This is a genomic window from Serratia sp. 1D1416 (assembly GCF_003641105.1).
Lineage (GTDB): Bacteria > Pseudomonadota > Gammaproteobacteria > Enterobacterales > Enterobacteriaceae > Serratia > Serratia ficaria.
Genome location: NZ_CP032738.1, coordinates 866,104 through 889,243, shown reverse-complemented (window position 1 = coordinate 889,243; position 23,140 = coordinate 866,104). Strand labels below are relative to the sequence as shown.

The following is a 23,140-nucleotide window of genomic DNA, read 5'->3' as shown; positions in this document are numbered from 1 at the left end:
GATTGTTGATGAGTTGATAGTAAGCACGCTAATATAACGTGGTCGGGTGGAAAGACCTTACCAACGCGCGCGATCGATCGGCAACGCCATTCTGGCCGATCCCTCCGGCGCCCTCGCAGTCCCTGTCGCGGATATATGCCCCAGAGTTTAACCTTTTTTCAGGTTCCTGGCCTGTCTGGTCAAGATTTGTGGTGCGCGTCCGCTAAAATGTAAAGAGAATGTGAATGGGAAGAAAGGTTGTCGCCCGGTGCAGTGAATAATAAGGAAAAAGTGATGAGTTTGCTTCCGGTTATGGTCATCTTCGGACTGTCGTTTCCGCCGGTGTTTTTCGAGCTGCTGGTTTCGCTGGCGTTGTTCTTTTTGCTGCGACGCCTGCTGCAGCCCACCGGGATATACGATTTTGTCTGGCATCCGGCGCTGTTCAATACCGCGCTGTATTGCTGCTTGTTTTATCTGATTTCACGTCTTTTTGTTTGAGGTCGCTGTGAAAAATTTTTCAATAAAAATAACCCGAATCGCGATCACTTTGATTCTCGTGCTGCTGGCGATCGTCGCCATCTTCAAGGCCTGGGTGTTCTATACCGAATCGCCGTGGACGCGTGACGCCAAATTCACCGCCGACGTGGTGGCGATAGCGCCGGACGTCAGCGGCCTGCTGACCGACGTGCCGGTGGTGGATAACCAGCTGGTGACGAAAGGGCAGATACTGTTCGTGGTCGACCGGCCGCGCTATGAGCAGGCGCTGGCGGAAGCCACCGCCGACGTGGCCTATTACCGGACCCTGGCGGCGGAGAAGAAGCGCGAGGCGGGCCGCCGCGTGCGGCTGGGCGTGCAGGCGATGTCGCAGGAGGAGATAGACCAGGCCAACAACGTGTTGCAGACCGTGCAGCACCAGCTGGCGAAAGCCGTGGCGGCGCGTGAACTGGCGCAGCTGGACCTGCAGCGCACCACGGTGCGCGCGCCGGCCGACGGTTGGGTCACCAACCTGAACGTCCACGCCGGTGAATACATCACCCGCGGCTCCGTTGCCGTGGCGCTGGTGAAGAAAAACACCTTCTACGTGCTGGCCTACCTGGAAGAAACCAAGCTGAACGGTCTGAACAAGGGCGACCGTGCGGAGATCACCCCGCTGGGCAGCAACCGCATCATGCACGGCACCGTCGACAGCGTGGCGGCGGCGGTGAACAACAGCAGCAGCACCGTCAACAGCAAGGGGCTGGCGTCGATCGACAGCAACCTGGAGTGGGTGCGTCTGGCGCAGCGCGTGCCGGTTAAAATTATGCTGGACGACAAGGATCAGCAGCACCCGTACCCGGCCGGCACCACCGCCACCGTGGTGATCACCGGTAAAAACGACCGCAGCGCCGACAGCGGCTCGCCCTTTGTGCGTTTGATGCATCGGTTGCGTGAGTTCGGCTAATGAATAGCCCAACCTTTATCCGGCTGAGGTTCGCCTTCAAACTCAGCTTCGCGATTGTGTTTGCGCTGTTTGTCGGTTTCCACCTGAACCTGGAAACGCCGCGCTGGTCGGCGATGACCGCCGCCATCGTCGCCGCCGGCCCGGCCTTCGCCGCCGGCGGCGAACCTTTCTCCGGCGCGATCCGCCACCGCGGCTGGCTGCGCATCATCGGCACCTTTATCGGCTGCTTCGTCGGCCTGGTGATTATCGTCACCACCGCCCGCGCGCCGGTGGTGATGCTGTTGCTGTGCTGCATCTGGGCCGGTTTCTGCACCTGGCTGTCTTCGCTGATCAAGGTGGAGAACTCCTACGCCTGGGGGTTGGCCGGCTATACCGCGCTGATCATCATCGTCACCGTCGCCACCAGCGAATCCCACCTGCTGGAAGCGCCGCAGTTCGCCATCGAACGCTGCAGCGAAATCGTGCTGGGGATCGTCAGCGCGGTGCTGGCGGACCTGCTGTTCTCGCCGCGGTCGATCAAACAGGATATCGATCGGGCGGTGGACCGGCTGTTGGTGGATCAATACCGGCTGATGCAGATGTGCGTCAGCAACGCCGATAAAGAAGACATCGACCGCGCCTGGAGCAACCTGGTGAAGAGCACCACCGCGCTCAACGGCATGCGCAGCAACCTGATGATGGAGTCCTCGCGCTGGCAGAAGGTCAACCGTCGGGTGCGGGCGCTGCACACCCTGTCGCTGACGCTGATTACCCAGGCCTGCGAAACCTATCTGATCTTGCTGAATCATCCGGATGCATTGAAGGAAAACATCCGCGAGCTGCTGCTGGTGCCGGCGGAAACGCCGCCGGAGATCCACAAGCGCATGAAGCTGCTGCGGCAGGTGCTGACCACCAACCGCACCGACGAAACCTTGCCGACGGTGACCTCCTGGGTCGGTGCGGCGACGCGCTACCTGCTGCTGTCGAAAGGCGTGCGCACCAACGGCAGCATCAGCGCGGTGGAAGAAGACGTGCTGAGCGGCGAAGCGGTGGTCAAGCCGACCTCGGCGGAAGGGCATCACGCGATGATCAACGGTCTGCGCACCTTCGTGGCGACGTCGGTCGGCTGCCTGCTGTGGCTGTGGACCGGCTGGACCTCCGGCAGCGGTTTTATGGTGATCATCGCGGTGATCACCTCGCTGGCGATGCGCACCCCGGCGCCGCGCATGGTGGCGATGGACTTCGTGCTGGGGATGTTGGCGGCGATCCCGGTCGGTTCGCTGTTCTTTATGGTGATCCTGCCGGCGACCCAGCAGAGCATCCTGCTGCTGTGTCTCAGCCTCGGCCTGCTGGCGTTCTTCATCGGCATCGAGGTGCAGAAGCGGCGGCTGGGCTCGCTGGGGCTGCTGGCGGGGACCATCAATATCCTGGTGCTGAGCAACCCGATGGAATTCAACGTCACCCAGTTCCTCGACGGGGCGCTTGGCCAGTTCCTCGGCAGCTGCGTCGGGCTGATGGTGCTGCTGTTGATCCGCGACAACTCGCGCGAACGCACCGGCCGCACCTTGCTCAACCAGTTCGTCAGCAGCGCGGTCTCGGCGCTGACCACCAAGGCGGCGCGCCGTCGGCAGAACCATTTGCCGGCGCTGTATCAGCAGCTTAATCAGTTGCTGATGATGTTCCCCAACGACATCGCCAAATACCGGCTGGCGCTGAACCTGATCATTGCCCACCAGCGCATGCAGCGCGCGGAGATCCCGGCCAGCGAAGAGCTGTCGGCGTTTCACCGGCAGATCCGCAACACCGCCGACCACGTGGTGTCGGCGAAGAACGACGTCAAGCGCGCCTACTATTACGATCGGCTGCTGGGCGAAATGAACGAATATCAGCAGAAGCTGGTGGACAACCAGGCGCCGCTCGCCGTCACCGGGCCGGTCAAACGCCTGGCCGACATGCTGCACCGCTATCGCCACGCCTTGATCGATTGATGCGCTAACCTCCCGTCAGGCGCCGTTCGGCGCCGTCCGCGACTATACTGAGATCGGTATCCGGCGCTGAAAGCCGGCCGCAAGCATTGGGCCGCTTTCAGGGATACTCTGAGTGTCAGAACCGCGGGAAAATGGCATGATTAGCATGAACGGGGGGCAAAGATGCCGGCAGCCGACGACCCTGCAGCGAAAACGTTACGCGCCAGTCATCTTTGTTTCATCCTTTTCATCTATACACCTAACTAGCGCTGGGGGCTGCTGCGCCTCTGGCGGCAATAATTCAGGGAAAGCAATGAACAAGCGGATTCTCGTGGCGATCGTCATCGCCGTTGTGATAGCCGGATTCAGCGCGCTGCGCGGCACCGATCGGGCGATCGGCGTCAACGCGCCGGCGGCGACGCAGGGGCAGCAACAGCAGCAGGGCATCGATCGCCTGACGCAGCAGCAGAGGGTGGTCAGCTACCTGCAGCAACATCAGCGGCTGCCGGATTATTACCTCACCAAAAAGCAGGCGCGTGAGCAGGGCTGGGATCCGCGCGACGGCAATCTGTGCTCGGTGCTGCCGGGCAGGGCGATTGGCGGCGATCGGTTCTCCAACCGTGAAGGGCGATTGCCCGGCGCCCGTAATCGGGTATGGCGCGAGGCGGACATCAATTATCAGTGCGGCCGGCGCGGCGCCGATCGCCTGCTGTATTCCAGCGACGGTCTGATTTTTGTCACGCGTGACCATTATAAAAACTTCATTCGGGTGGAGTGATCTTGATGGCAAAAGTAGAGTTCGATTTTGAGCAGATCCAGGATGTGCCGACCTTCTACCGCGACTTTGCGCGCAAGTTCGCGCTGGGCGAGGAGTTTGGCGCCAATCTGGACGCGCTGTGGGACGTGGTGACCGGCGACATCGGCCTGCCGGTGGAAATAGAATTCACCCACCTCAACGCCCGCAGCAAACGTCGTTTTGGCGCGATTATCCTGCTGTTTGAAGAGGCGGAGGAAGAGCTGGAAGGCAGCCTGCGTTTCAACATTCACGAAAGCAGCGGCGAACCGGCGCATCACCGGGGATGAAGCGGCTTCATCCCCGGGTGACGGCGGCGATCATTCGGCCGTCTCGGCCAGATCGCGCAGGTACTGGAAGATTTGGCGGTAGGCTTTAGGCGGCTTGTTGGCGGCCTTCTCTTTCTGCGCGTTACGCACCAGCGCGCGCAGCTGCTGGCGATCGGCTTCCGGATACAGATCCAGGACAGACGGGATCGCATCATCACCTTCTTCCACCAGGCGGTCGCGCAGCGCTTCCAGCTTGTGGAACAGCGAAACCTGTTGGTTGTGGCGGTTTTTCAGCTTGTCGAGCGCGGTTTGGATCGGCTCTACGTCGCGGGCGCGCAGCATTTTGCCAATCAGCTGCAGCTGACGGCGGCGGCCTTCTTTCTTGATCTTCTGCGCCAGCTCGATGGCGGTGCGCAGATCTTCGTCCAGCGGAATGCGTTCCAACGCGTTTTTGCCCAGATCGACCAGCTCGGCCCCCAGGTCTTTCAGCGCTTCGGCATCACGTTTAATCTCACTTTTACTGACCCAGATAATCTCGTCATCGTCCTCGTTTTCATGCTCCGGGACATCGTCGAGCCAATCTTCAGGCTGTTTGTTCATGGTAGGCTCCGTCAAAAAGAGGCTAATCCTAACAGGTTGCCGGCTTTATGCGAAATTCAACGCGGTTCCTGTTAGACTCAAAGGCATAAATCTCATGATTTTTGCGCGTGACTCCGCGCGCAACCACGCCGCCACGGCACTTTTCTCAACGATTTTCTGATTAATTATGGCAGATTGATGAAAGTAGTCACTCAAGTTGCAGAACAGCGCAAGGCGCTGGAACAGGCCGTTTCACAGGCTTTGGAACTGGCGCGCGCCGGCTCCGATGCGGCAGAAGTCGCCGTCACCAAATCCACCGGCATCAGCGTCAGCACCCGCTTCGGCGAAGTGGAAAACGTCGAATTCAACAGCGACGGCGCGTTGGGCATTACCGTCTATCACCAGCAGCGCAAGGGCAGCGCGTCGTCCACCGATCTCAGCCCGGACGCCATCGCCCGCACCGTGCAGGCGGCGCTGGATATCGCCCGCTATACCTCACCGGATCCCCACGCCGGCCCGGCGGAAAAGGACCTGCTGGCGTTCGAGGCGCCGGATCTGGACCTGTTCCACCCGACCGAGCTGGACGCCGAGCGCGGCATCGAGCTGGCGGCGCGCGCCGAGCAGGCTTCCCTGGCGGCGGATAAACGCATCACCAACACCGAAGGCGGCAGCTTTAACAGCCACTACGGCATCAAGGTGTTCGGCAACAGCCACGGCATGCTGCAAAGCTATTGCTCCAGCCGCCACTCGCTGTCCAGCTGCGTGATCGCCGAGCATGACGGCGACATGGAGCGTGATTACGCCTACACCATCGGCCGCGCGATGGGCGACCTGCAGAGCCCGGAATGGGTAGGTCAGGAGTGCGCCCGCCGCACGCTGGCGCGCCTGGCGCCGCGCAAACTGTCGACCATGAAGGCGCCGGTGCTGTTCGCTTCGGAAGTGGCTACCGGGCTGTTCGGCCATCTGGTGGGCGCCATCAGCGGCAGCAGCGTATACCGCAAGTCGACCTTCCTGCTGGATTCACTCGGCCGGCAGATCCTGCCGGATTGGCTGACCGTCGAAGAGCACCCGCACCTGTTGAAAGGGCTGGCGTCGACGCCGTTCGACAGCGAAGGCGTGCGCACCCAAAGGCGCGACATCGTCAAAGACGGCGTGCTGCAAACCTGGCTGATGACCAGCTATTCGGCGCGCAAGTTGGGCATGCACAGCACCGGCCACGCCGGCGGCATCCATAACTGGCGGATCGCCGGGCAGGGCGCCGACTTCGCCGGCATGCTGAAACAGCTTGGTACCGGCCTGGTGGTGACCGAACTGATGGGCCAGGGCGTCAGCGGCGTGACCGGCGACTACTCGCGCGGCGCCGCCGGTTTTTGGGTAGAGAACGGCGAGATCCAGTATCCGGTCAGCGAGATCACCATCGCCGGCAACCTGAAAGACATGCTGCGCAATATCGTCAGCATCGGCAGCGATATCGAGACCCGCAGCAATATCCAATGCGGCTCGGTGCTGTTGCCGGAAATGAAAATCGCCGGCCAGTAATCGCCAATCCTCCTGTGCGGCCGGCGTTCGCCCGGCCGCTTCTTAACCTTGCTTACAAATCTCCGGTTTCGGTTTTTGCCGCGCTTGCCTATGTTAACCATGAGTTAAATAAAACAATAACTGGAAGGTGAGCGAATATGCAGAACAAACTGAAGGCGCTGGTGGCGTTGGCGTTGCTGGCCGCCAGCTCGTTGGCGGCCGCCGCCGATCTGGCCGACGATATGGACACCATCGCCGCCAATTACAAAACGGCGCTGGGCACCGATTCAACCGATACTCTCAAGCAAAGCCTGCAAAACATGCGCGCCGCTGCGCTGGACGCCAAACGGGGTACCCCGCCGAAGCTGGAAGACAAGGCCGCCGACAGCCCGGAAATGAAAGACTTCCGCCATGGGCTGGATCAGCTGATCGGTCAGATCGACCAGTCGCTGGCTCTAGCCAATCAGGGCAAGCTGGCCGAGGCCAAGCAGGTGGCGCAAGGCTTCAAGCAAACCCGCGACGCCAACCACAAGAAATTCCGCTAAGCCGGACCCGGCCCTCATCCGTCGCGCCGTTCCTCCGCCAGATAGGAGGACGGCGCCCGCCCCAGCACGCGGCGAAACATGGTAGAAAACGCCGCGCTGCTTTCGTAGCCCATTTCCATCGCCACCTGGGTAACGCTTCTGCCCGCCGCCAGCTGCGCCAGCGCCAGCACGACGCGGGCGCGTTGCCGCCATTGCGAGAATGACATGCCGGTTTCGCTGCGGAACAGACGGCTGAAGCTGCGCAGGCTCATGTACAGACGATCCGCCCAGGCCTGCGGGCTGGCCTGGGCTTCCGGCTGTTGCAAAAACTGCTGGCACAGCGCGCTCAGCCGCCGATCGGCGGGCAGGGGGATATGCAACGGCAGCGGTTGCAGCCCTGCCAGTTCGTGCAGCAGCAGCGCGGCCAGGGCGCCGTCTCTGCCCTGCCGCTGATATTCCAGCGGCATCTCCACCGCGGCGATCAGCAGCTGGCGCATCAGCGGGCTGATGCCGACCACCTGGCACAGCGGCGAGGCGGCGGCGGGCAGCGCGTCCGGTTCGATATACAGGCTGCGGGTGCTTACCCCCACCATCTTCACCGCATGCGGCATCTGCGGCGGCAGCCACACCGCATGCTGTGGCGGCACCAGCCAGTTGCCCTGGCGGGTAAACACCTGCATGACGCCGGTAGCGCCGTACAGCAGCTGAGCGCGCCGGTGGCTGTGCAGCGGCAGCTGAAAGCCCGGCGGGTAGTCGGTGCCGATGGCGATCAGCGGGCGTTGAATGTGATCGACGTTATCAATGTGGGCGTTGCGCATGCCGTGGTCCGATCGGATTGGCCGAAACGCAATGATAGTTGGCCTGTCATCGCATGCAAGCCAGCTGCGGTCGTTTTATCCTGCCGTTCGACCTTTCGCTCGGGAGTTTCAATGCCATGACGGATATCTTACTCGTGCTGTTTGCCGGGTTTTTCACCGGCGTTACCACCATTATGTTCGGTTTTGGCGGCGGTTTCGTGGTGGTGCCCTTCGTTTACCACCTGATTTCAGCCTCGGGCGAACAGCCCGGTCAGGCGATGCATATTGCGGTGGCCACCTCGGCGGCGGTGATGATCCTCAATGCGGGATACGCCACGCTCACCCATTGGCGCAGCGGCAACCTGCAGCCGGAGACCGTCACGCCGCTGATCTTTTATATCGGCATCGGCGCGGCGTTTGGCGCCCTGGTTTCCAGCCTGCTGGCGGATGAGGCGATCCGCCTGCTGTTCGTGATCTATATGGCGGCGAGCATCGCCGATTGCCTGCTGCGCCGGGGTTTTCTGGTCAAGCCGGCGCGGGCCGAACTTTCCGCGGCGACGCGCTGGGTCGGCGGGCCGCTGATCGGGATGGTCGCCACCCTGCTGGGCGTGGGCGGCAGCGTGATGACCGTGCCGCTGCTGCGCCGGCATGGCTATGACATGAAGCACTGCGTCAGCGCGGCCAATCCGCTGTCGCTGCCGGTCGCGGTGGTCGGCGCGCTGATGTACGTGGCGCTGGGCTGGCGTGAGATGGCGGGGCCGCAGTATCTCGGCTACGTCAACCTGGGCATTCTTGGGCTGCTGGTGGCGGCGGGCATGGCGGGGATTGTCTTTGCCAGGCGCTGGTTGCCCAGGGTCGATGATGCGTTGCACGCCAAAATTTACGTGCTGTTGCTGATTGCGGTCACCCTCGCCATCAGCCTGTAGAAACAGAAAGGGCGGCCAGACGCCGCCCCGATCGCCGCTTAGCGGTGGTATTCACCGGCCGCTTCCGGCTGGTACAGCAATTCCAGCACTTCAATCTGCGCTTCCTCGCCGTTCGGCAGCTGCCAGGTGATTTGCTTGCCGACGTGCATGCCCAGCAGCGCGGCGCCCAGCGGCGCCATCACCGACAGCTGATCGTGGCTGTCCTTCAGCGAGGCCGGGTAAACCAGGGTGCGCACGTGTTCTTCCGCGGTGTGCAGATCGCGAAAGCGCACGCGGCTGTTCATGGTCACCACGTTGGCCGGGATCTTTTCCGGCGGCAAGATTTCGGCGCGATCCAGTTCGTCGTTCAGCGCGGCGGCGACGTCGGTGTTGGCAAAGGCCGGTTGTTCCAATAGCGCATCCAGGCGTTCCGCATCCAGCTCATTAACAGTAATGGTTGGTTTGGTCATTCCACTCTCCAGTCAAATCAAAGGGCGCCAGCCTGCGCGCCCATAAATTCGGAAAAACAACACAAAAGCAACACCCCCGCGCCAGAGGAGCGGGGGTGTGGGTAATGTCGGTTTGTCTGACTGATAGTAGGCGGTTAGGGCGTGAAAAGAAAGAGATCCCGATCACGAAGCTTTTCACCGCCGCAGGCCCAACTGGAAACAGTTCGTCAGGCTATCTTTTTGTAATCTAATTAACTTATCTGCCGACCCGGCGTTTTGCGAAATGGATCCCTGCGCGTCATTCGATTTCCACTTCGAACTGGAAAAAAACGGAGTACACAGAAAATCTTCCCGGGGTTAGGGTAAAGACATCAAAGAAAGCGGGTTATTCAGGTGATGCGCTTTGCGGCTTACAGATTAATGTTGGATCTAGGGGTACTGAAAAGTGAATGATGGATCTGCTTCGTTAAAACAAACTGAAGGATCGGATATCGGCGCAGCCGGGGCGATCACCGCTCAGGTGTTGGCGGATATTACTGCGATGTTGAACGCGGAAAATATTTATACCAATGAGGTGCAGCAGCAGATGCTGGAGTCGCATATTCGCGCCATGGTGTTGCGTTCAATCACCGGCGAGCCGCTGCCGGAAGTGGATAAATCCCTGTTTGACGAGATCTCTGCCGAGTCGATGCAAATGGCGCAGCGGGTAGTGAATCAGTTTACCACCTTGCCAATCGAAGAAGCCTATTTGCTGTCGGTGCATTTCGAAGTGGCGAAAGATAATAACCAAAGCGTTTAACGAATTAACTTTAATCAGGAGAAAATACCATGGGTCAAATTACCGTAGTGATCGGCGATCGTCTGGGCAAAGGTCAGAAAGTTGGCCAGGGCATTGAAAACGCAGGCGGAAAGGCGATTGTCATCCCCGGCGTCGCGGCGGACATGAAGCTGGGCGACGTGATGAAAGCGGAAAACGCGCAGCTGGGCATCTCCTTCTGCGGCAGCGGTGGCGCCGGTGCAATTACCGCGCAAACCAAACATGGCTACAAGGCGAAATACGGCATGCGTTCTGTTGAAGAGGGCGTAACGGCTATTAACGAAGGCTGTAATGTGCTGGGTTTCGGCTTTATGGATAAAGAAGAGCTGGGCCAGAAACTGGTGGAAGCCTACATCAAAAAACACGGCAATCCGTAATGAAAGAGCAATATACCACATCGGTAAAGGTGGAGGGCAAGGGCGACAGCAAAGCGAAAGCTTTTGCTTCCGCCTTGGCGAATGTGCAGGGCGCGGTATTAAAGTCCACCAACAATATTCTGCTGCGCATAGAACCGCAGGACGTCAGCGTATTGAAAGCCGAAGAGAAAATAACTAAAGAGAAATTTCTTTTCTTCTTTTTGCCGCGTGAAAGAAAAAGCTATGCCGTTTCTCTGGAAATAACCGTGAGCGTGACAATCATCAATACTGAAAAGGTTGTCTTCGTCACGAAATAAAAACGTTAGCATAAATGAAAGGGTATACTGATGTTTTTAATCATCTTATTTAAGTCGCTTATTATCGGCGGCCTGGTGGGGGTCGGCGTAGGGGCCGGCGCCGCGCGCATGTTCCATGCCCCGACCACCCAGGGCATGGGGGCGTTCCGCACCCTGGGCGAGCTGAACTCTTGCGAAGGCGATCCGGCTTCCCACTTCTCGTTCGGTCTGGGCTTCTTCTTCAACGCCTGGGCGTCTTCCGTGGCGGCAGGCTCCTTCACGCAGGACGTTGACCACCGCATCATCCCGCACTGGGGCGCGGCGGCGCTGATGGTCAAAAACCGCAATCTGGCGCAGACGCTGCACGATCCGAAAAAAATGGCTATCGCCTGCGGCATCATCGGCATGCTGGTGGTGGCCTTCCTCAACACCACCGCCTCGGCGGTACCCGCTGCGCTGCAGGTAACGGCGATCAAGGTGCTGGTGCCGGCGGCCAACCTGCTGGTCAATACCGTGATGCCGGTGATCTTCTGGCTGGCGGCGATCGACGCCGGGCGCCGCTCCGGTTTCTGGGGCACCATCTTCGGCGGCCTGGCGCAGCTGATCATGGGCAACGCCGTACCGGGCCTGGTGCTGGGCATCCTGATCGGTAAAGGCGTGGAAGAGAGCGGCTGGAACAAGATCACCAAGATCATGATGGCGGTGATCGTGCTGCTGTTCGTGCTGAGCGGCTTCTTCCGCGGCTTCGACATGAAAGTCCTCGAGTCCTTCAGCCTCGGCGTGCCGGGCTGGCTGGACGCCATTCACAATACCCTGAGCGGTAAATAAGGAGCGGGATGATGGAAGAACAAACCCAAAAAGGCTTCTGGTACGCCGACTGGTCATTCCCGATTTTCGTCGGCCTGCTCTCGTCCGGCGTGTTCGCCGGGACGCACATGTATTACCTGTACGGCATCGGCGCCTTTAACGAAGTGGCCTTCGTTTCCATGCTGCGGGCCGGGATGGACACCGGCGTGTACGGCGCGGTGGCGGCGTTCGGCGCCAGCTTCCTGTTCGCGCGCATCATCGAAGGCTCGCTGGTGGGCATCCTGGACATCGGCGGCGCGATCCAGACCGGCGTCGGGCTGGGCGTGCCGGCGCTGTTGCTGGGCGCGGGGATCATCTTCCCGGTGGCCAACTTCGCCGCTTCGCTGGTGACCGGGCTGGTTATCGGCGTGGCGATCGGTTACGTGATCATCCTGGCGCGCAAGTTCACCATCAATCAAAGCAACTCCACCTATGGGGCGGACGTGATGATGGGTGCCGGCAACTCGTCCGGCCGCTTCCTCGGCCCGTTGATCATCCTGTCGGCGATGACCGCCTCCATTCCGATCGGCATCGGTTCACTGCTCGGCGCGCTGCTGTTCTATATCTGGGGCAAGCCGATCACCGGCGGCGCCATCCTCGGCGCGATGCTGCTGGGCGCGATTTTCCCGGTCGCCATTTCGTAACAACCGGCCCCCTCGGGCGGGTAAACGGCAGAGGGGGCCGGCGTGTAGCAGAAGGAGTAGGCAGTATGTATGACTTAGTAATCAGAGGCGCCAGGCTGGCGGACGATACGCTGATCGATCTGGCGGTCAAGGACGGCAAGATTGCTTCCGTCGGCCGGCTGGCGGCGGACGTCAGCGCCCGGCGCCAGCTGGATCTGGCGGGCAATTGCCGCCTGAGCGCCGGTTGGATCGACTCCCACGTGCACTGTTATCCCTCTTCGCCGATTTACCATGACGAACCGGATTGGGTCGGCGTCGCCGGCGGCGTCACCAGCGTGGTCGATGCCGGCAGCACCGGCGCCGACGATGTCGATGAATTCTATGCCCTGACGCGCAGCGCCAAAACCAACGTTTTCGCCTTCCTGAACATCTCGCGCATCGGCCTGCTGCGGCAGAACGAACTGGCCGACCTGGCGGACATCGATAAGCAGGCGGTGAGCCAGGCCATTAACGGCCACCCCGGCTTTATTATCGGCATCAAGGCGCGCATGAGCAGCAGCGTGGTCGGCCAGAACGGCACCCGGCCGCTGGTGTTGGCCAAGGAGATCCAGCAGGAGAACAACCGGCTGCCGCTGATGGTGCATATCGGCAACAACCCGCCGGATCTGGACGAGATCGCCGATTTGCTGACGCGCGGCGACATCATCACCCATTGCTACAACGGCAAGCCGAACCGCATCCTGACCCCGGCGGGCACGCTGCGCGAGTCCATCCAGCGCGCGCTGCAGCGCGGCGTGCTGCTCGACGTGGGCCATGGCACCGCCAGCTTCAGCTTCGAAGTGGCCCGCCAGGCCATCAGGCTGGGCATTTTGCCGCACACCATCAGCTCCGACATTTACTGCCGCAACCGCATGGCCGGGCCGGTGCACAGCCTGGCGACGGTGATGTCCAAGTTCTTCGGCGTCGGCCTGTCGCTGCCGCAGGTGATCGCCTGCGTGACGGAAAACGCCGCGTCGGCGCTGCGTCTGGCCACCAAGGGCCGCCTCGAGCCGGGTTACGACGCCGATTTCACCCTGTTTGAGCTCCGCGATACGCCGCAGGTGTTCGCCGATTCGGAAGGGCAAACGGCCGACGGCGAACAGTTGCTGGTTCCGCTGGCCGCGGTGGTGGCCGGGGACATCTTATTAACCGAACAAGGGAAAGCCGCTCATGTCTTCAGTCTATGAAAAATATAATTTAAAGCAGGTCATCAACACCTCCGGCCGCATGACCATGCTCGGCGTTTCCACGCCGCGCCAGGAGGTGATCGACGCCGTGGACTACGGCCTGAACCACTACTTTGAAATCAAGGATCTGGTCAACAAGACCGGCGCCTACATCGCCAATCTGCTGAACGTGGAGGATGCGGTGATCGTTTCCTGCGCCTCGGCGGGCATCGCGCAGTCGGTGGCGGCGCTGATCGTCAAAGACGACGCCAACCTGCTGGTAAACCTGCATTCGGCGCCGATCGCCGTGCCGCGTGAGGTCGTGCTGCCGCGCGGCCACAACGTCAACTTCGGCGCGCCGGTCGACACCATGGTGGCGCTGGGCGGCGGCAAGGTGGTAGAGGCGGGCTACGCCAACGAATGTTCGGCGGAACAGATTGAAGCCTGCATCACGCCGCAGACCGCCGCGATCCTGTACATCAAATCTCACCACTGCGTGCAGAAAAGCATTCTCTCGGTCGAACAGGCGGTCGTGGTGGCGCGCAAACACAACCTGCCGCTGATCGTCGACGCCGCGGCGGAAGAAGATTTGCTGTGCTACTACCAGATGGGCGCCGATTTGGTGATCTACAGCGGCGCCAAGGCCATCGAGGGCCCGACCAGCGGCCTGGTTATCGGCAAGAAAGAGTACGTGGAGTGGGTGAAGCTGCAGTCCGGCGGCATCGGCCGGGCGATGAAAGTGGGCAAAGAGGGCATTCTCGGCCTGACGCAGGCGATTGAAAGCTATCTGACGCTTGAAAAAACCACCGGCGAGCAGATGGTGGCGCGCATGCAGGCGTTTATCGACAACCTGAACACCCTGACCGGCGTCAGCGCCAAAACCGTCTGGGACAGCGCCGGCCGCGACATCGCCCGTGCGGAAATCAGCTTTGACGAAGCGGTGCTGGGGCGCTCGACCTACGATATCGTGCAGGCGCTGAAAGCCGGCGATATCGCCATTTACTTCCGCGGCTACAAGGCCAACGAAGGCAAGATCGAAGTCGACGTGCGCAGCGTCGACGAACAACAGCTGATGACCGTCTTTAGCTGTATTAAAAACCTGTTCACGGAGAAACAAGCATGAAGCTGCAGCCTAATTACTATCGCGACCGCGTTTGCCTGAACGTGCTGGCCGGCTCCAAAGCCAATGCGCAGGATATCTACGCCGCGGCGGAAGGGCATGTGCTGGTGGGCGTGCTCTCCAAAAATTACCCGGACGTCGACAGCGCGGTGACGGACATGCTGCGCTACGCGCGACTGATTGAAAACGCGCTGTCGGTCGGCCTGGGCGCCGGCGATCCGCGCCAGTCGGCGATGGTCAGCCTGATTTCCCAACAGGTTCAGCCGCAGCACGTGAATCAGGTGTTCACCGGCGTCGGCGCCAGCCGCGCGCTGCTGGGCCAGAACGACAGCGTGGTCAACGGCCTGGTGTCGCCTACCGGCCGCGTCGGTTGGGTGAAGATCTCCACCGGCCCGCTGAGCGCCGCGGCGCCGGACGGCGTGGTGCCGGTGGAAACCGCCATCGCGCTGCTGAAAGACATGGGCGGCAGCTCAATCAAGTATTTCCCGATGGGCGGGCTGAAGTGCAAAGACGAGTATCAGTATGTGGCCAGGGCCTGCGCCGAACACGACTTTATGCTGGAACCGACCGGCGGCATCGATCTGGAGAATTTCGAACCGATCCTCGAGATCGCGCTGGAGGCCGGCGTGAAGCGGGTGATCCCGCACATCTACAGTTCGATCATCGACGCCGCCAGCGGCGACACCCGCCCGCAGGACGTGAAAACCCTGTTGGCGATGACCAAAAAACTGGTCGGCTAACGTGCGCCAATGGATGGCGTAAGGCAGGGAGGCTAACGGTTTTGTTCCCACGGGCGCGGCTTGCCGCGCCGCTATCTATGATAAGGATAACTATGCGAAACTGGCAGTCTCCTACCTTAAGCACCGCGTTGTCCCTGGCGCTGTCGGCCATGTTCAGCTCGGCGCTGCACGCTGAGGATGCAATGCGCTCCACGTCATCTCATTTTGCCTATATCGGCACCTACAATCCCAACGGCGAAGGCGTTTACCGGGTACGGGTCGACCCGGCCAGCGGCGCGCTGAGCGCGCCTGTGCTGGTCAGCAAAGCGCCGAACCCGGCGCAGCTGACGCTGGACGCCGGCGGCAAAACGCTGTACGTCGCCAGCGAAGTGGCCGATTTCAACGGCGGCAAACACGGCGGCATCACCGCCTATCGCGTCAACCCGAGCGACGGCGGCCTGACGCAGCTCAACCAGGTAGACTCGCAGGGCGCCGGGCCGGTGTATCTATCGCTGACGCCGGACGGCGGCCATTTGCTGGTGGCTAACTACGTCAGCGGCAGCGTGGCGGCGTTTCCGGTGGAACAAGACGGCAGCCTGGGCGGCGCCAGTTCGGTGCAGCAGCAGCAGGGGCCGGCGGGCGCGGGCGAACCGGCTGCGGCGGTGGAAGGCAGCTTCGCCATCAGCGATCACAACGGCCCGCACGCGCATATGATCGCCAGCGATCCGAGCGGCAAGTTTGTCTTCTCTACCGATCTGGGATTGGATCGCATCTACCAGTGGCGGTTTGACGCCGCCAGCGGCAAGTTGACGCCGAACGATCCGCCTTGGATCGCCGCGTCTTCCGCCGGGGCCGGGCCGCGGCATTTCGTGTTCCACCCGGACGGCAAAACCTTGCTGCTGGTGAATGAAGAGGCTTCGACGCTGACCAGCTACCGTTTTGACGGCCAAAAAGGTACTCTGAAACAGCTGCGCGCCGTTTCTACGCTGCCCGCCGATTATAAGGGTACCAGCTTCGCTGCGGGGCTGGCGCTGAGCCAGGACGGCGGCAATCTGTATGTCGCCAATCGGCTGCATAACAGCATTGCTCAGTTCGGCGTCGGCGCGGAAGGCGAACTGACGCCGGTGGCGGAAACCTGGACGCGCGGCGACTACCCGCGTTCACTGACCCTGAGCCCGGACGGGCGTTATCTGTATGCGCTGAATCAGCGCAGCGATAACGTCACCCGTTTCAGCGTAGATCCGGCCAGCGGCAAGCTCAGCTTTGCGGCTGGCTATACGCCGATCGGCAGCCCTTCACAAATGGCGTTCTTGCCGGTGGCGAAGTAACCCGTTGCCCGCCTGACTTTTCGGGCGGGCACCCTGATTAACGGAAACAGAATGGTACGATTCCCTTACCCGCGTTTGGCCTCTTTGTTTGATGCTCTGCAGTCCGAAACCTTGCCGCAGGACGAGCTGGCCAAGCGTTTCGCCGTCTCCACCCGCACGGTGCGGGCGGACATCACCGCGCTGAACGATATTCTGGAAAAATATGGCGCGCGCTTCGTGCACAGCCGCGGAGCCGGTTATCGCCTGCAGGTGGACGACGCCGCGCTGTTCAGCGCCCTGCAGCATCAGGAACGCCGCAAGCACGCCACCCCGCGCAGCGCGCAGGAACGGGTGCATTATCTGTTGGTACGCTTTTTGACCTCAGCCTTTTCCCTGAAGCTGGAAGATCTGGCCGATGAATGGTTTGTCAGCCGCGGGACGCTGCAAAACGACATGGCTGAGGTGAGGGAGCGTTTGGCGCATTATCAGCTGACCATCGAAACCAAACCGCGTTACGGCATGAAGCTGTTCGGTTCTGAGATGGCGATCCGCGCCTGCCTGACCGATCTGCTGTTCCAGCTGCATCTGGCCGACGCCGAAAATCCGCTGCTCAATAACGACATCCTGCTGCAGCCGCAGGTAGCCGCCTTCGCCGGGCTGCTGCACCCGCTGCTGTCGCAGTACGCCATTCGTCTGACCGATGAGGGCGAGCAATATCTGATCTTCTACTGCGCGGTGGCGCTGCGGCGCATCGGCGACGGCTATCCGCTGCCGGACTTCGACGTGGAGGACGGCGACGACGCGGTGCGCAAGGTCTCCACCTGGCTGGCCGGCGAGTTGCGCAAGGCATCCGGCAAGGAAATTTCGATGGCCGAAGAGGCCTATCTGCGGGTGAATATTGCCGCGCGGCGGGTGCAGGAGGTGCAGCCCACCGAGATCAACGCCGATGACGAAGAGGCGCTGGTGGACTACATCCTGTCTTACATCAACGCGCACTATAACTACAACCTGCAGGGCGACAAACAGCTGCGGGCCGACCTGCTCACCCACATCAAAACCATGATTACCCGGGTGAAATACCAAATCAACATACCCAACCCGCTGCTGGCCAACATCAAACAGCATTATCCGATGGCCTACGACGTCACGCTGGCGGCGGTCGCCAGCTGGGGGAAATACACCCCTTATACCCTGAGCGAAAACGAGATCGGCTACCTGGTGCTGCATATCGGCGTGGGCCTGGAGCGGCATTACAATATCGGCTACGAGCGTCATCCGCAGGTGATGCTGGTGTGCGACACCGGCAACTCCACGGTGCGGATGATCCAGGCGCAGATCGCCCGCAAATACCCGCAGCTGGTGATGACGCGCATCGTTTCGCTGCGCGATTACGAGATGCTGAACCACATCGACGAAGACTTCGTCATTTCCAACGCCCGCATCGGCGAAAAGAACAAGCCGGTGGTGGTGATGTCGCCGTTTCCGACCGAGTACCAGCTGGAGCAGCTGGGCAAGCTGGTGCTGGTGGATCGCACCAAGCCCTATATGCTGGAAAAGTTTTTCGACGCCGGCCACTTTATGGTGATCAACCAGCCGCTGACCCAGGCGGAGCTGTTCAGCACGGTGTGCGGCCAGCTGGAGCGGGAAGGCTATGTCGGCGAGGATTTCTATCCTTCGGTGGTCGAACGCGAGGCGATAGTTTCAACCCTGCTGGGCGAGGGCATCGCGCTGCCGCATTCGCTGGGATTGCTGGCGAAGAAGACCGTGGTGGTGACGCTGCTGGCGCCGCAGGGCGTAGCGTGGGGCGAGGGCGAAATCGCCCACGTGATCTTCCTGCTGGCGATCAGCAAAAGCGACTATGAAGAGGCGATGGCGATCTACGAGCTGTTCGTCACCTTCGTGCGCGAACGCTCGATGAGCCGGCTGCTGGGCAGCGACAGCTTCGACAGCTTCAAGGCGGTGGCGCTGGACTGCCTGAGCAGGATTTAGCGGCGATGGTTTGTGGTTCGATGCTGTTTGCAGTAACTTGATGGGCGCATTGACGGACAATAATGGATTTTTATTTTTTAATGACAGGAGTCATTCAGATGATATTCCCCTCTCGCCAACGTATTGAACCTGGGTATTGCGTTGTTGATACTCCGGGTTCTCTGGCTTCCCAAGGAAACATGTTGTTTCGCAATCCACGTAGCGAAGCCGCCCGTTATTTTATGCAGATTAATGCCGATACTCCGTGGGTTAAACCGGGACAAATACTGCTTGTCGCCGATCCCAATAACTCTCAGCAGGAGGCATCGTTACAGCAATTGCGCCTGGCCAAGGGAAAGGTCAATCACGCAATGGACGCTGTCAGCACCGATCAGGCAGATTTTCTTCAGCGTCATTATGCCACCATTGCAACCATACTGAATGGCAGTAGCACTGGGTTGGGCATTGCGAGTGATGCTGGTAAGCAATACTTCACTCGTATCGATGAGATTCTTAAAAAGATCGAAATGAGCTACCAGAACCAGTTCCGTACCCAAGGTACGCTAATCGGCCAACAATTTTTTGTTGAAAGACAGCGGCTGTTTAATGAATTGAAGGTTCTGTTGGATAAACCGATAATTAGCCGGCTGGCGCGTAAGATTCTGAATTTGCATCCGTATGAGAGCATCAAAAGTGCGTTGAATTTGTCGAGTCGCTCAATCGTTCATGAGTGGTCAACGGTGGGGATAGGGGCTATAAAAGGCTACTCGACTTATCTTGACGGTGCCGGTAAGGCGGTAAGGTTTATGAAAGGAGCAGGATGGATAGGATTGGCAGCGGCCGGAGTTAGCACGTCTAACGATATTTATCACGCCTGTACTAGCGGACGCGAAAATGAATGTACTCGAGTCGCATTGAAAGGGTATGGCGGCTTCTTTGGTGGAGCTGGGTTAGGTATTGCCGGTGGGGTTGCCGGGACGGCGGCGGCAGGTGGTCTCTGTGTCGCGTTGGGTATTATTAGTGCTCCGATGGCCGGTAGTGCGGGATTAGCATGTGCTATTGTTGGTTCGACGATTGGCGGCGTTTCTGGCGGTTTGCTAGGTAGCTCTGGAGGGGAGAAATTTGGTGACTCCATGGCTGACTTATTGCTCAAGTAACTGGATTATGAGATTTTTTCTATGCTGATGACCGTAGGCGCAGTGATGTTTTTTATATCGACGTTTATTATTATTTTCAGCGTGATTTATTTTGGCCTAAATAAAAGAAAATACGAAAGCGTTGTTAAGCAGTATCAGTCACAAGGCTGGCCACTGAATCCCTCGTATCAGTTTTTTAGCAATCTTGGGTATTTTGGCAGTTTTTTTATAACCGCTCATTTTAAAAAATTGCTTGCGGGGACACCGATAAAAACTGGCAAACGCGTTTGGCTACCCAAAGCCCATTATGAATTTCTACAATCGTTGCCTGGCGTAGAAACGAGATGGCTAATCCACTACTACTACATCAATTTCGTCTGGATGTTGTTGATAGTCATTTCAATGTTGGTTGGGGGCGTGGCTGAGATCACGGCATAAACCAAGATTGAAATTTTAAACAAAATAACCTCGATAGCGCCTTATGGCTCTGCCTGAGCAGGATTTAGCGGCGATGGTTCGGTCAGCGGGCTTCCGGCAGGAAAATGGCCGGAGGCAGATTAAAGCGCTTGGCCAGCGCCATGATATGGGGAATGGTGAGAGACCGCTTTCCGTTCAGGATTTGGCTGACCAGCGATTTTTGCCTATCTCGTTTTCAAAATCGCGCTGACTCAGTTGGTGTTGCTCCATCAGCACGCTCAACGCGGCGACGCCCTGCGGCAGCTGCCGCTGCCGCTGCCGCAGATTAAATTCGGCAAAGTCGGGGCCGCTCTCTTCAAACTCGGCAATTTTTGCCGCCAACAGGTCAACCAGCGGATTATGTTCGTCGGTTTCAAGCAGGTGCTCAACCAATTCAAGCGCCTGCCGATAGTCCTGTTGCGAGGTGCTGCCCCGCAGCAACGGGACGGCGCGCAGCAGCTCCTGAGTGGCCTTGATGGCATCTGAAATCATTCCTGGTTCCTTCGGTACAGCTGCATCAGCTTGTGGTACCCAGCGTGGCAGACAATGTGTTTAACAAAGATTTTCTGGGTATCGAAACTGGCAAAAAACAGCATCCTCAGATTGTTGCCCCCGATATCAATGACCCACCATTTAGCTCTATATTTCATGCGGTCCAGACTGGGAAAAAGGGCTTTTAAATCGTCCGGCGTGTTGAAGCTGCCTCGCCGCAGCGTTTCTCATTATTTTCTGCGCTGCGGCTGGCGAGATGTCAGATTATTTGTACGGTCTGCTGGGGACTATAACCGGGCGAGTTTTCTGGGGAACAAAACGAGTGAATTTGCACCAGGTTGTTGCAAAATTTGGAAGAGGATGCGCAATTGTGCCGATGAAGCTTTTGAAAGCTGAACGCGCCAGGGCGGCGCGCTCAGGTTTTTTCGGATCAGTCTTCGTCAAAGCCGGAGTTGAACAGCTCGACCACCGCGGCCAGCGCTTTCACTTCGTCGGGGCCGTTGGCTTCGACTTCGATTTGCCGCCCCTGAGCGGAGTCGAGCATCAGCAACGCAATCACGCTGCTGGCTTCGGCCTCGGTGCCGCTGTCGTTGCGCAGCATCACCTCGGCGTCAAAGCTCTGCACCAGTTCAAACAGCTTCATCGCCGGGCGGGCGTGCATGCCCAGCTTGTTTTTGATTTCAACCGTTTGTTTGACCGTCATTGTTTGCGTTTTTCCAGCGTGCGGTGGCGCGATTGCACGTTCTTGCCGCGCGAGCGGAAGTAATCGGCCAGCTGCTCCGCCACGTAGACCGAGCGGTGCTTGCCGCCGGTACAGCCGATCGCCACCGTCAGGTAGCTGCGGTTGTTGGTCTCGAGCATCGGCAGCCACTGTTCCAGGTAGCTGCGCGTCTGGTAGATGAAGTTGTGCACTTCGGTATGGCGATCGAGGAACGAGGCTACCGGCTTGTCCAGGCCGGTCATCGGGCGCAGCTTGGGATCCCAGTGCGGGTTCGGCAGGAAGCGCACGTCAAACACGTAGTCGGCGTCGATCGGGATGCCGTGCTTGAAGCCGAAGGACTCGAACACCATGGTCAGCTCGCGCTCGCGTTTGCCCAGCAGGCGGGTACGCAGCATTTCGGCCAGTTCATGCACCGACATTTCCGAGGTGTCGATGATCAGATCGGCCCGTGAACGCAGCGGTTCGAGCAGATCGCTTTCTTCATCGATCGCGCTTTCCAGCGACAGGTTCTTGCTGGAGAGCGGATGCAGGCGGCGGGTATCACTGTAGCGGCGGATCAGCGTATTGCGGTCGGCGTCGAGGAACAGCAGCTGCGGCGAAAAACTCTCGGGCAGCTGGGTCATCGCGTACTCGAACACTTCCGGCGATTCCGGCATGTTGCGCACGTCGATGCTCACCGCGGCGGAGCTGTTGCGTTCCGCCAGCGTATTGGCAAGCTGCGGCAGCAGCACCACGGGCAGGTTATCAACGCAGTAAAAACCCATGTCTTCCAGCGCCCGCAAGGCGACGGATTTCCCTGAACCGGAACGGCCGCTGACAATCATCAGCACCATGTGGCAACTCCCCCTGGCAACTCGGCGGCGTTGGTCGCCGCCGTTAGACTCTTTATTATCCCGGCCTAAGCCGGGATCCATCATGGTGAAACAGTATCGCTATCCTGGCTGGAAGTCACGTCAGCCGGGCGTTACTCGGTGATGATTTGGTAAAGCTCTTCGTCACTCTGCGCCGCGCGCAGGCGGCGGCATACGGTTTTGTCGGCCAGGCGCTTGGCGACCAGCGACAGGGTATGCAAATGGGTCTTGCACTGATCGGCCGGCACCAGCAGGGCGAACAGCAGATCGACCGGCTGGTTGTCGATGGCGTCGAAGGCGATAGGTTGGTCGAGACGGATAAACACGCCAACGGCCCGCAGTGTGTCCTCTTCCAGTTTTCCATGGGGAATGGCGATACCGTTGCCGATACCGGTGCTGCCCATGCGCTCCCGGGTGAGAACCGCGTCAAACACCACCTGCGAAGGCAGGTTGAGCTGAGTGGCCGCCAGTTCGCTGATAATTTCCAAAGCCCGTTTCTTGCTGGTGCAGTGTACCGAGCTTCTGGTGCACTCGATGTTTAACACCGAGCTGAGTTGCATATATTCGTTGTTCATCTCATCTTCACTTAAAACCGCGCCGCGGGTGAACCCGACAAGGCGGTTTTTCGCCTGTTTTAACCCTGATTACCGTTTCGGCGCGTTACCCATACAGGTAACGCGCCGATAGCTGAGGCTGCGGTTGAGCAGCGCCCTGACGGGAAGAGGGTCAGAGTGTCAGTGTTGCTTCAGTTTGTCTTTATGTTTGTTCAATTGGCGCGCCAGTTTGTCGATCAGCATGTCAATTGCGGCATACATATTCTCGTCTTCCGAGGTGGCGTGCAACTCGCCTCCATTCACGTGCACCGTTGCTTCCGCAATTTGCTGCACTTTTTCCACACTTAAAACAACATACACCTGATTGATGCGATCAAAATACTGTTCGAGTTTGGCGAACTTGTTGTTCACGAACTCGCGCAACGGATCGGTGATTTCGATGTGGTGTCCGGTAATGTTGAGCTGCATAGTGT

General features: G+C 59.5%; 27 protein-coding genes and 2 pseudogenes. 20 read left to right on the top strand and 9 right to left on the bottom strand.

Features of this window, described 5'->3' with window-relative positions:
* The first annotated feature begins 273 nt into the window (after positions 1 to 273).
* The 5 genes from aaeX (at position 274) to D7I37_RS04270 (ending at position 4,449) form a co-directional block, all read left to right on the top strand.
* Complete coding sequence (aaeX, locus tag D7I37_RS04290) at positions 274 to 477, top strand: p-hydroxybenzoic acid efflux pump operon protein AaeX (protein WP_004948617.1); 204 nt, start codon at positions 274 to 276, stop codon at positions 475 to 477.
* 7 nt (positions 478 to 484) lie between these two features.
* Positions 485 to 1,420 (top strand): p-hydroxybenzoic acid efflux pump subunit AaeA, encoded by a 936-nt coding sequence (gene aaeA, locus D7I37_RS04285; RefSeq protein WP_061797052.1) that lies wholly within the window; start codon positions 485 to 487, stop codon positions 1,418 to 1,420.
* On the top strand, positions 1,420 to 3,387 hold the full coding sequence (gene aaeB, locus D7I37_RS04280; RefSeq protein WP_061797053.1) for a p-hydroxybenzoic acid efflux pump subunit AaeB: 1,968 nt from the start codon (positions 1,420 to 1,422) through the stop codon (positions 3,385 to 3,387). Before aaeA ends, aaeB begins: the two co-directional genes overlap by 1 nt.
* Before the next feature lie 292 nt (positions 3,388 to 3,679).
* Positions 3,680 to 4,144: a ribonuclease domain-containing protein gene (locus D7I37_RS04275; protein ID WP_095099442.1), complete on the top strand. Its 465-nt coding sequence runs from the start codon at positions 3,680 to 3,682 to the stop codon at positions 4,142 to 4,144.
* A gap of 5 nt (positions 4,145 to 4,149) precedes the next feature.
* Positions 4,150 to 4,449 carry a barstar family protein gene (locus tag D7I37_RS04270; protein ID WP_061797099.1) on the top strand — a complete coding sequence of 100 codons (300 nt, stop codon included), beginning with the start codon at positions 4,150 to 4,152 and terminating at the stop codon, positions 4,447 to 4,449.
* Between the two features lie 30 nt (positions 4,450 to 4,479).
* Here D7I37_RS04270 and yjgA read toward each other — a convergent pair whose 3' ends face one another.
* Positions 4,480 to 5,028: a ribosome biogenesis factor YjgA gene (yjgA, locus tag D7I37_RS04265; RefSeq protein WP_061797057.1), complete on the bottom strand. Its 549-nt coding sequence runs from the start codon at positions 5,026 to 5,028 to the stop codon at positions 4,480 to 4,482.
* A 177-nt stretch (positions 5,029 to 5,205) separates the two neighbouring features.
* On the opposite strand from yjgA, the gene pmbA reads away from it, so the two are divergent.
* Both pmbA and cybC read left to right on the top strand, forming a co-directional pair.
* On the top strand, positions 5,206 to 6,546 hold the full coding sequence (gene pmbA / locus D7I37_RS04260; RefSeq protein ID WP_061797059.1) for a metalloprotease PmbA: 1,341 nt from the start codon (positions 5,206 to 5,208) through the stop codon (positions 6,544 to 6,546).
* Between the two features lie 137 nt (positions 6,547 to 6,683).
* Positions 6,684 to 7,070 carry a cytochrome b562 gene (gene cybC / locus D7I37_RS04255; RefSeq protein WP_095099436.1) on the top strand — a complete coding sequence of 129 codons (387 nt, stop codon included), beginning with the start codon at positions 6,684 to 6,686 and terminating at the stop codon, positions 7,068 to 7,070.
* A gap of 14 nt (positions 7,071 to 7,084) precedes the next feature.
* Here the strand turns inward: cybC and D7I37_RS04250 are convergent, their stop codons facing one another.
* On the bottom strand, positions 7,085 to 7,867 hold the full coding sequence (locus D7I37_RS04250; RefSeq protein WP_061797063.1) for a helix-turn-helix domain-containing protein: 783 nt from the start codon (positions 7,865 to 7,867) through the stop codon (positions 7,085 to 7,087).
* Positions 7,868 to 7,983: 116 nt separating this feature from the next.
* Here D7I37_RS04250 and D7I37_RS04245 point away from each other — a divergent pair, with 116 nt between their 5' ends.
* Positions 7,984 to 8,772, top strand: a complete 789-nt coding sequence (locus D7I37_RS04245) for a sulfite exporter TauE/SafE family protein (RefSeq protein WP_129543351.1) — start codon at positions 7,984 to 7,986, stop codon at positions 8,770 to 8,772.
* Positions 8,773 to 8,810: 38 nt separating this feature from the next.
* Here the strand turns inward: D7I37_RS04245 and rnk are convergent, their stop codons facing one another.
* Entirely contained in the window at positions 8,811 to 9,221 is a 411-nt protein-coding gene (gene rnk / locus D7I37_RS04240) for a nucleoside diphosphate kinase regulator (protein ID WP_061797065.1), read from the bottom strand.
* 424 nt (positions 9,222 to 9,645) lie between these two features.
* On the opposite strand from rnk, the gene D7I37_RS04235 reads away from it, so the two are divergent.
* From D7I37_RS04235 to D7I37_RS04180, 12 genes are all read left to right on the top strand, one after another.
* Positions 9,646 to 9,999, top strand: coding sequence for a glycine dehydrogenase (locus D7I37_RS04235; protein ID WP_061797066.1), 354 nt, complete (start codon positions 9,646 to 9,648; stop codon positions 9,997 to 9,999).
* 29 nt (positions 10,000 to 10,028) lie between these two features.
* Positions 10,029 to 10,394, top strand: a complete 366-nt coding sequence (locus D7I37_RS04230) for a glycine-rich SFCGS family protein (protein ID WP_095099433.1) — start codon at positions 10,029 to 10,031, stop codon at positions 10,392 to 10,394.
* The gene (locus D7I37_RS04225; RefSeq protein WP_061797070.1) at positions 10,394 to 10,690 is read left to right on the top strand and encodes a DUF4312 family protein; all 297 of its coding nucleotides are present in this window, start codon (positions 10,394 to 10,396) and stop codon (positions 10,688 to 10,690) included. The genes D7I37_RS04230 and D7I37_RS04225 overlap by 1 nt, the downstream gene beginning before the upstream one ends.
* A 30-nt stretch (positions 10,691 to 10,720) precedes the next feature.
* Positions 10,721 to 11,497 (top strand): DUF4311 domain-containing protein, encoded by a 777-nt coding sequence (locus D7I37_RS04220; RefSeq protein ID WP_061797072.1) that lies wholly within the window; start codon positions 10,721 to 10,723, stop codon positions 11,495 to 11,497.
* Between the two features lie 11 nt (positions 11,498 to 11,508).
* Positions 11,509 to 12,159, top strand: a complete 651-nt coding sequence (locus tag D7I37_RS04215) for a DUF4310 family protein (RefSeq protein ID WP_061797102.1) — start codon at positions 11,509 to 11,511, stop codon at positions 12,157 to 12,159.
* A gap of 65 nt (positions 12,160 to 12,224) precedes the next feature.
* Positions 12,225 to 13,364: an amidohydrolase/deacetylase family metallohydrolase gene (locus tag D7I37_RS04210; RefSeq protein WP_061797074.1), complete on the top strand. Its 1,140-nt coding sequence runs from the start codon at positions 12,225 to 12,227 to the stop codon at positions 13,362 to 13,364.
* On the top strand, positions 13,348 to 14,466 hold the full coding sequence (locus D7I37_RS04205; protein ID WP_129543350.1) for a DgaE family pyridoxal phosphate-dependent ammonia lyase: 1,119 nt from the start codon (positions 13,348 to 13,350) through the stop codon (positions 14,464 to 14,466). The genes D7I37_RS04210 and D7I37_RS04205 overlap by 17 nt, the downstream gene beginning before the upstream one ends.
* Complete coding sequence (locus D7I37_RS04200; RefSeq protein ID WP_061797078.1) at positions 14,463 to 15,203, top strand: KDGP aldolase family protein; 741 nt, start codon at positions 14,463 to 14,465, stop codon at positions 15,201 to 15,203. Before D7I37_RS04205 ends, D7I37_RS04200 begins: the two co-directional genes overlap by 4 nt.
* A gap of 92 nt (positions 15,204 to 15,295) precedes the next feature.
* Positions 15,296 to 16,510 carry a lactonase family protein gene (locus tag D7I37_RS04195; protein ID WP_129543349.1) on the top strand — a complete coding sequence of 405 codons (1,215 nt, stop codon included), beginning with the start codon at positions 15,296 to 15,298 and terminating at the stop codon, positions 16,508 to 16,510.
* 51 nt (positions 16,511 to 16,561) lie between these two features.
* Positions 16,562 to 18,478 carry a transcription antiterminator gene (locus tag D7I37_RS04190; RefSeq protein WP_061797080.1) on the top strand — a complete coding sequence of 639 codons (1,917 nt, stop codon included), beginning with the start codon at positions 16,562 to 16,564 and terminating at the stop codon, positions 18,476 to 18,478.
* Between the two features lie 62 nt (positions 18,479 to 18,540).
* Positions 18,541 to 19,614, top strand: a complete 1,074-nt coding sequence (locus D7I37_RS04185; RefSeq protein WP_242502802.1) for a hypothetical protein — start codon at positions 18,541 to 18,543, stop codon at positions 19,612 to 19,614.
* 21 nt (positions 19,615 to 19,635) lie between these two features.
* Positions 19,636 to 20,031, top strand: a complete 396-nt coding sequence (locus D7I37_RS04180) for a hypothetical protein (protein WP_095099419.1) — start codon at positions 19,636 to 19,638, stop codon at positions 20,029 to 20,031.
* 82 nt (positions 20,032 to 20,113) lie between these two features.
* Here D7I37_RS04180 and D7I37_RS04175 read toward each other — a convergent pair.
* From D7I37_RS04175 to hpf, 6 genes and pseudogenes are all read right to left on the bottom strand, one after another.
* Positions 20,114 to 20,541 (bottom strand): annotated as a pseudogene (locus D7I37_RS04175) (type II toxin-antitoxin system HigA family antitoxin).
* Positions 20,538 to 20,765 (bottom strand): annotated as a pseudogene (locus D7I37_RS04170) (type II toxin-antitoxin system HigB family toxin); the annotation flags it as partial. The pseudogenes D7I37_RS04175 and D7I37_RS04170, both read right to left, overlap by 4 nt.
* 206 nt (positions 20,766 to 20,971) lie before the next feature.
* Positions 20,972 to 21,244, bottom strand: a complete 273-nt coding sequence (npr, locus tag D7I37_RS04165) for a PTS phosphocarrier protein NPr (RefSeq protein ID WP_061797082.1) — start codon at positions 21,242 to 21,244, stop codon at positions 20,972 to 20,974.
* Positions 21,241 to 22,095: an RNase adapter RapZ gene (gene rapZ, locus D7I37_RS04160; RefSeq protein WP_061797083.1), complete on the bottom strand. Its 855-nt coding sequence runs from the start codon at positions 22,093 to 22,095 to the stop codon at positions 21,241 to 21,243. The genes npr and rapZ overlap by 4 nt, the downstream gene beginning before the upstream one ends.
* A 131-nt stretch (positions 22,096 to 22,226) precedes the next feature.
* Positions 22,227 to 22,688: a PTS IIA-like nitrogen regulatory protein PtsN gene (gene ptsN / locus D7I37_RS04155; RefSeq protein WP_095099411.1), complete on the bottom strand. Its 462-nt coding sequence runs from the start codon at positions 22,686 to 22,688 to the stop codon at positions 22,227 to 22,229.
* A 159-nt stretch (positions 22,689 to 22,847) separates the two neighbouring features.
* Entirely contained in the window at positions 22,848 to 23,135 is a 288-nt protein-coding gene (gene hpf, locus D7I37_RS04150) for a ribosome hibernation promoting factor (protein ID WP_129543348.1), read from the bottom strand.
* Between the last annotated feature and the right edge of the window lie 5 nt (positions 23,136 to 23,140).

Excerpts from the sequence above, each read along its gene's own strand:
- D7I37_RS04275 (WP_095099442.1), top strand. The coding sequence starts at position 3,680 with ATGAACAAGCGGATTCTCGTGGCGATCGTCATCGCCGTTGTGATAGCC.
- D7I37_RS04215 (WP_061797102.1), top strand. The coding sequence starts at position 11,509 with ATGGAAGAACAAACCCAAAAAGGCTTCTGGTACGCCGACTGGTCATTC.
- aaeX (WP_004948617.1), top strand. The coding sequence starts at position 274 with ATGAGTTTGCTTCCGGTTATGGTCATCTTCGGACTGTCGTTTCCGCCG.
- pmbA (WP_061797059.1), top strand. The coding sequence starts at position 5,206 with ATGAAAGTAGTCACTCAAGTTGCAGAACAGCGCAAGGCGCTGGAACAG.
- D7I37_RS04245 (WP_129543351.1), top strand. The coding sequence starts at position 7,984 with ATGACGGATATCTTACTCGTGCTGTTTGCCGGGTTTTTCACCGGCGTT.
- D7I37_RS04225 (WP_061797070.1), top strand. The coding sequence starts at position 10,394 with ATGAAAGAGCAATATACCACATCGGTAAAGGTGGAGGGCAAGGGCGAC.
- aaeB (WP_061797053.1), top strand. The coding sequence starts at position 1,420 with ATGAATAGCCCAACCTTTATCCGGCTGAGGTTCGCCTTCAAACTCAGC.
- npr (WP_061797082.1), bottom strand. The coding sequence starts at position 21,244 with ATGACGGTCAAACAAACGGTTGAAATCAAAAACAAGCTGGGCATGCAC.
- rapZ (WP_061797083.1), bottom strand. The coding sequence starts at position 22,095 with ATGGTGCTGATGATTGTCAGCGGCCGTTCCGGTTCAGGGAAATCCGTC.
- D7I37_RS04190 (WP_061797080.1), top strand. The coding sequence starts at position 16,562 with ATGGTACGATTCCCTTACCCGCGTTTGGCCTCTTTGTTTGATGCTCTG.
- D7I37_RS04205 (WP_129543350.1), top strand. The coding sequence starts at position 13,348 with ATGTCTTCAGTCTATGAAAAATATAATTTAAAGCAGGTCATCAACACC.
- D7I37_RS04220 (WP_061797072.1), top strand. The coding sequence starts at position 10,721 with ATGTTTTTAATCATCTTATTTAAGTCGCTTATTATCGGCGGCCTGGTG.
- D7I37_RS04180 (WP_095099419.1), top strand. The coding sequence starts at position 19,636 with ATGCTGATGACCGTAGGCGCAGTGATGTTTTTTATATCGACGTTTATT.
- D7I37_RS04200 (WP_061797078.1), top strand. The coding sequence starts at position 14,463 with ATGAAGCTGCAGCCTAATTACTATCGCGACCGCGTTTGCCTGAACGTG.
- rnk (WP_061797065.1), bottom strand. The coding sequence starts at position 9,221 with ATGACCAAACCAACCATTACTGTTAATGAGCTGGATGCGGAACGCCTG.
- D7I37_RS04230 (WP_095099433.1), top strand. The coding sequence starts at position 10,029 with ATGGGTCAAATTACCGTAGTGATCGGCGATCGTCTGGGCAAAGGTCAG.
- D7I37_RS04250 (WP_061797063.1), bottom strand. The coding sequence starts at position 7,867 with ATGCGCAACGCCCACATTGATAACGTCGATCACATTCAACGCCCGCTG.
- D7I37_RS04185 (WP_242502802.1), top strand. The coding sequence starts at position 18,541 with ATGGATTTTTATTTTTTAATGACAGGAGTCATTCAGATGATATTCCCC.
- D7I37_RS04270 (WP_061797099.1), top strand. The coding sequence starts at position 4,150 with ATGGCAAAAGTAGAGTTCGATTTTGAGCAGATCCAGGATGTGCCGACC.
- yjgA (WP_061797057.1), bottom strand. The coding sequence starts at position 5,028 with ATGAACAAACAGCCTGAAGATTGGCTCGACGATGTCCCGGAGCATGAA.
- D7I37_RS04210 (WP_061797074.1), top strand. The coding sequence starts at position 12,225 with ATGTATGACTTAGTAATCAGAGGCGCCAGGCTGGCGGACGATACGCTG.
- ptsN (WP_095099411.1), bottom strand. The coding sequence starts at position 22,688 with ATGAACAACGAATATATGCAACTCAGCTCGGTGTTAAACATCGAGTGC.
- D7I37_RS04195 (WP_129543349.1), top strand. The coding sequence starts at position 15,296 with ATGCGAAACTGGCAGTCTCCTACCTTAAGCACCGCGTTGTCCCTGGCG.
- hpf (WP_129543348.1), bottom strand. The coding sequence starts at position 23,135 with ATGCAGCTCAACATTACCGGACACCACATCGAAATCACCGATCCGTTG.
- cybC (WP_095099436.1), top strand. The coding sequence starts at position 6,684 with ATGCAGAACAAACTGAAGGCGCTGGTGGCGTTGGCGTTGCTGGCCGCC.